The 5,104-nt window shown below is 66.6% G+C and carries 8 protein-coding genes; 6 read left to right on the plus strand and 2 right to left on the minus strand.

The genetic code is table 11. From position 1 onward, the window contains the following. The 6 genes from WAW85_RS03305 to trxA form a co-directional block, all read left to right on the plus strand. A partial coding sequence (locus tag WAW85_RS03305) for a SufD family Fe-S cluster assembly protein (protein WP_422558234.1) occupies window positions 1-159 on the plus strand: 159 nt, incomplete at its 5' end. Window positions 160-191: 32 nt separating this feature from the next. Next, window positions 192-974, plus strand: coding sequence for a Fe-S cluster assembly ATPase SufC (sufC, locus tag WAW85_RS03310; protein WP_422558227.1), 783 nt, complete (start codon window positions 192-194; stop codon window positions 972-974). 4 nt (window positions 975-978) lie between these two features. After that, entirely contained in the window at window positions 979-2,250 is a 1,272-nt protein-coding gene (locus WAW85_RS03315; RefSeq protein WP_422558228.1) for a cysteine desulfurase, read from the plus strand. Continuing rightward, the gene (gene sufU / locus WAW85_RS03320) at window positions 2,250-2,696 is read left to right on the plus strand and encodes a Fe-S cluster assembly sulfur transfer protein SufU (RefSeq protein WP_422558229.1); all 447 of its coding nucleotides are present in this window, start codon (window positions 2,250-2,252) and stop codon (window positions 2,694-2,696) included. Before WAW85_RS03315 ends, sufU begins: the two co-directional genes overlap by 1 nt. Next, complete coding sequence (locus WAW85_RS03325; RefSeq protein WP_422558230.1) at window positions 2,693-3,028, plus strand: metal-sulfur cluster assembly factor; 336 nt, start codon at window positions 2,693-2,695, stop codon at window positions 3,026-3,028. Before sufU ends, WAW85_RS03325 begins: the two co-directional genes overlap by 4 nt. Before the next feature lie 110 nt (window positions 3,029-3,138). Continuing rightward, entirely contained in the window at window positions 3,139-3,504 is a 366-nt protein-coding gene (gene trxA / locus WAW85_RS03330; protein WP_422558231.1) for a thioredoxin, read from the plus strand. Here trxA and WAW85_RS03335 read toward each other — a convergent pair. Together WAW85_RS03335 and WAW85_RS03340 are read right to left on the minus strand one after the other, a co-directional pair. Next, entirely contained in the window at window positions 3,446-4,600 is a 1,155-nt protein-coding gene (locus WAW85_RS03335; protein ID WP_422558232.1) for a lycopene cyclase family protein, read from the minus strand. The genes trxA and WAW85_RS03335 overlap by 59 nt on opposite strands. Before the next feature lie 10 nt (window positions 4,601-4,610). Continuing rightward, window positions 4,611-5,104: SDR family oxidoreductase (locus WAW85_RS03340; RefSeq protein ID WP_422558233.1), on the minus strand; the 494-nt coding region annotated here is incomplete at its 5' end.

The raw sequence follows: 5,104 nt of genomic DNA on the forward strand, positions 1-5,104 counted from the left end.
CTCTTCTACCTGCAGTCGCGCGGGATCCCCGAGGAGCAAGCCCGCCGCCTGGTGGTCCGCGGCTTCTTCGGTGAAATCCTCGCCAAGATCGCCGTCCCGGAACTGCGCGAGCGGCTGGAAGCCGCCGTCGAAGCCGAACTCGAATCCGCTGGCGCCTGAGCGCCGCACCCCAGCCACAAAGGAAGCCGTACATGAGCACCCTGGAAATCCGCGACCTGCATGTTGACGTCGCACAGGACGATCCCACCGCCGAACCGATTCACATCCTCAAGGGCGTGAACCTGACCATCGACTCGGACCAGACGCACGCCATTATGGGCCCCAACGGTTCAGGCAAGTCGACGCTGGCCTATGCCATCGCCGGCCACCCGAAGTACACCGTCACGCAGGGTTCGATCACCCTCGACGGCGAGGATGTACTGGCCATGAGCGTCGACGAGCGCGCGCGCGCCGGTCTGTTCCTGGCGATGCAGTACCCCGTCGAGGTGCCCGGCGTCTCAACGTCGAACTTCCTACGGAGCGCCGCCACTGCCGTCCGCGGCGAGGCCCCGAAGCTGCGTCACTGGGTCAAAGAGACCCGCGAGGCGATGGCCGAGCTCGAAGTGGACACGGCGTTCTCCGAGCGCGGCGTCAACGAGGGCTTCTCCGGTGGCGAGAAGAAGCGCCTGGAGATTCTGCAGCTCTCGCTCCTCAAGCCGAAGATCGCGGTGCTCGACGAGACGGACTCTGGCTTGGACGTCGATGCACTGCGCATCGTGTCCGCGGGCGTCAACCGCTACAAGGAACGTGACCAGGGCGGCGTCCTGCTGATCACGCACTACAAGCGGATCCTGAACTACATCACGCCGGACTTCGTCCATGTCTTCGTCGACGGTCGCGTCGTCGAGTCGGGCGGCCCGGAACTGGCGGACGAGTTGGAGCGTGACGGTTACGTCCGGTTCACCAACCAGGCTGCGGCGACCGCGGCCAAGTGACGCCATGACGACCACTACGGGGTTTGATGTTGCGGCGGTGCGCGCGGATTTCCCGATCCTGGCGCGCACCGTGCGCGACGATCGACCGCTGGTTTACCTCGACTCCGGCGCCACCTCGCAGCGTCCGCTGCAGGTGCTCGACGCCGAGCGTGACTTTCTGCTGAACCACAATGCGGCAGTGCACCGCGGCGCCCATCAGCTGGCCGAAGAAGCCACTGACGCCTACGAGGATGCGCGCGCCGCGATCGCCTCGTTCGTCGGCGCAGCCGTCGACGAGATCGTGTTCACCAAGAACGCAACCGAAGCGCTAAACCTGGTCGCTTATGCGCTGGGGGATGAGCGGTCCGCACCAATCTTCGGCGGGAAGCCGCTGGGTCCCGGGGACACCGTCGTCGTGACCGAACTCGAACATCACGCGAACCTCGTGCCGTGGCAGGAATTGTGCCGTCGTAGCGGCGCCACGCTGCGCTGGTACGGGGTGACCGACGACGGCCGGATCGACCTAGACTCGCTGATCCTGGACGACTCCGTCAAGATCGTCGCGTTCACGCACCAATCCAATGTGACCGGTGCGGTCACCGATGTTCCCGAGTTGGTCCGTCGCGCCGATGCGGTGGGCGCGATCACCGTGCTCGACGCCTGCCAGTCGGTCCCGCACCTGCCGGTCGACTTCGCCGCACTCGGCGTCGACTTCGCCGCTTTCTCCGGCCACAAGATGCTCGGTCCGTCCGGCGTCGGAGTCCTCTACGGGCGCGCCGCGCTGCTCGCGCAGCTGCCGCCGTTCTTGACCGGCGGATCAATGATCGAGACAGTCACCATGGAGGCCTCCACCTACGCGCCGCCGCCGCAGCGGTTCGAAGCCGGAGTCCCGATGACCTCGCAGGTGGTCGGACTCGGCGCCGCAGTGAACTATCTCGAGGCCATCGGGATGGATGCGGTTGCCGCGCACGAGCACGAGCTGGTGGTTCGGGCGCTGGCGAAGCTCGGCGCGATCGACGGGCTCACCTTTGTGGGACCGGCGGACGCCGACCACCGGGGTGGCGCCGTGTCATTCGTCGTCGACGGCATTCACGCCCATGACCTCGGGCAGGTCCTCGACGACGAGGGCGTCGCGATTCGCGTCGGTCACCACTGCGCGTGGCCACTGCACCGTCGGCTCGGCGTCGCCGCGAGTGCCCGCGCGTCGTTCGCGCTCTACAACACCCTCGACGAGGTCGACGCCCTGGCCGACGCTATCGGCCGAGCACAGTCGTTCTTTGCCCGAGGTGACTCCTGATGCGGATGGAACAGATGTACCAGGACGTGATCCTGGACCACTACAAGCATCCGCACGGCCGCGGCCTGCGCGCACCGTACGACGCGCAAGTGCACCACGTGAACCCGACATGCGGTGACGAAGTGACGCTGCGGGTCTCGGTGGTCGATGACGCCATCGCGGACGTCTCCTACGACGGCCAAGGATGCTCGATCTCCCAGGCATCCACCTCGGTGTTGTTCGACCAGATCATCGGCCTGTCCGTCGACGAAGCCCTGGCCGCCGTCGAGTCGTACAGCGCAATGCTGACCTCCCGGGGCGCCGACCTCGGCGACGAGGACGTCATCGGCGACGGCATCGCTTTCTCCGGAGTCAGCAAGTATCCGGCGCGCGTCAAGTGCGCGTTGCTCGGCTGGCTCGCCTTCAAAGACGCTCTCGCCCAATCAGTTCCAAGGAGCACACCATGACCGAACCCCAGACTTCGCTGCCGTCGTCGGACGATGTCGAGGAGGCCATGCGCGATGTGGTGGACCCCGAGTTGGGCATCAACGTCGTCGATCTCGGCTTGGTCTACGGCCTGCACATTGACGAGGACGCCGCGGTCAAGGTCGACATGACGCTGACCTCGCCGGCCTGCCCGCTGACCGACGTCATCGAGGACCAGACCCGCAGTGCCCTGGTCGGCAGCGGGCTGTGCACAGAGGTGGAGATCAACTGGGTGTGGCTGCCGCCGTGGGGTCCGGACAAGATCACCGACGACGGCCGCGAACAACTGCGCGCTCTGGGCTTCACCGTCTGAGAAGTGTCGCCCACCGGCCGGACGTTCGTGCCGGGACGGACCAGTCGGCGTAGATTTGCCGGTACCGCCCCGCACGGGAATATCCCGTACCAGCCGACGTTGAGGATGACATGAGCACAATCAATCTGACCGGTGACACTTTCGAGAAGACCATCCTGGACAACGACATCGTGATCGTTGATTTCTGGGCCGAGTGGTGCGGTCCGTGCAAGCAGTTCGCCCCGACGTTCGAGGCCGCCTCGGACAAGAACGCCGAGATCGTCTTCGGCAAGGTGGACACCGAGTCCGAGCAGCAGCTGGCGGCGGCCGCGAGTATCCGTTCCATCCCGACGCTGATGGTCTTCAAGAAGGGCCATCTGGTGTTCAACGAGGCCGGTGCGCTCCCGCCGCAGGCCCTCGATTCGCTGCTCGATCAGGTCAAGGAACTCGACGTCGAGAAGGCCATCGCCGAAACACAGGGCGAGCCGCAGGCCTGAACGCGGACGCCGAACTGACCGCGGCCACTGTGCTGCGGATCACCCGGGTTCGCTGCTGCCAGCCCAGCGCCCGGAACACCGCCCACATGGCGGCGAGGGTGCCGCGCACGCTGTGACGGTCGTTCAGATAGGCCCGCTGCGTGGGCAATGGCAGGGCGAAGAAGGCGTCGAAGAACTCCCGTAGTTCGCGGCCCCGGAACGTGAGGAGCACGCCGAGTCCGATCATCCGCAATCGGTGTGTCCAGCGTGCTCCGGCGGGCCACAGCACCTGACGGGGATCGCGACCGGTGGCGATGGCGGCGGCCAGGTCATCGGCCGTCGCCAGCGACGCCGCGATGCTGTAGCCGGTCGCCGGGTGCATCAGTCCACCCGCCGCACCGAACTGCAGTGCACCGGTGTGCCGCCAGGGCGTGCGGTGCAGGTACAGCGGGAAGTCGACTTCTTCGGGCACACGAATCTTCGGATCGGGGGATCGGAGTTCGTTGCGCCGCGCCAGTTCGGTCAGCAATACCGCCGGACGACCGGCCAAGCACGTTTCTTCGATGAGCCGGGTGCCGTCGCCTAGAGCTACCCGGTAGCTGAATGATGGCCCGGCCTCGGGCGTCTCGCGCCAGTCCATCAGCACCATCTCGCTATGGTCGGCTGCGTCGCGCGGATGAACAGTGCCGTACGCCCGCTGGCGGGGCAGGTCGGGGTTGTCGCTCCAGCCGCCGCGCGTGTCGATCACGTGGCGGGCTCGCAGCATGCGGCCGTCGGCCAGCCTCACCCGATCGGTCCCCAGCTCGCTCACTCGGATGCGTTCGACGACAGCTCCGGCCAGACTCAGCGCTGCTTGCAGCCTCGTCGGCGAGAACACACCGTAGGCACGGTCCACGGTTCGGCGCTGCGGGGTGTAGACGACGAATTGCGGTGCAGCGCAGGCGATGACGTCGTCATCGAGCCAGTCGGGGAGGTCATCGGTAAAGGCTCCGATGGTCGCCGTCCATGCCCGGTCGGGGTCCGGATCGATTACCGTCACCGACAGTCCATGCGCCAGCCCACGGTGAGCGAGCGCCCGGCCTGCGGGGCCGGCGCCGACGATCAAAAGATCGGTCACCCGGTGCCGGTCACATCGAACCGGTGGCGAGCACCCCGCCGTCGACGCGCAGGGTCTCACCGGTGATCCAGGAGGCTTCGTCACTTGCCAGGAAAGCCACCGCGGAGGCGATATCCCCCGGAATGCCCAAGCGTTGCATCGGGTAGCCGGCTGCCGCCTGATCTTCGCCCGCGGCGACCAGCGCCGCAGCGAACTGGGTCTTCACGATGCCGGGCGCGATGGCGTTGACCCGAATTGTCGGGCCGAGCTCCCACGCGAGTTCTTCGGTGAGGCGGATCAGCGCAGCCTTGGAGGCACCGTATGCGGCGATGACGCCGGTCGAGCGCAGACCTGCCACCGAGGCGATATTCACGATCGCGCCGCCGGACGTGCTCATGCCGGCGCGGTACGCCTCCTGGATGTACGCGAGCGCCGCCACCACATTGGTGTCGAAGAGTTTGCGGACGCCGTCGAGATCGGCGTCCATGAGTGGCCCGTAGACCGGGTTGATGCCGGTGTTGTTGA

This window comes from Gordonia sp. (in: high G+C Gram-positive bacteria) (genome assembly GCF_049299075.1).
In the GTDB taxonomy this organism is placed as follows: domain Bacteria; phylum Actinomycetota; class Actinomycetes; order Mycobacteriales; family Mycobacteriaceae; genus Gordonia.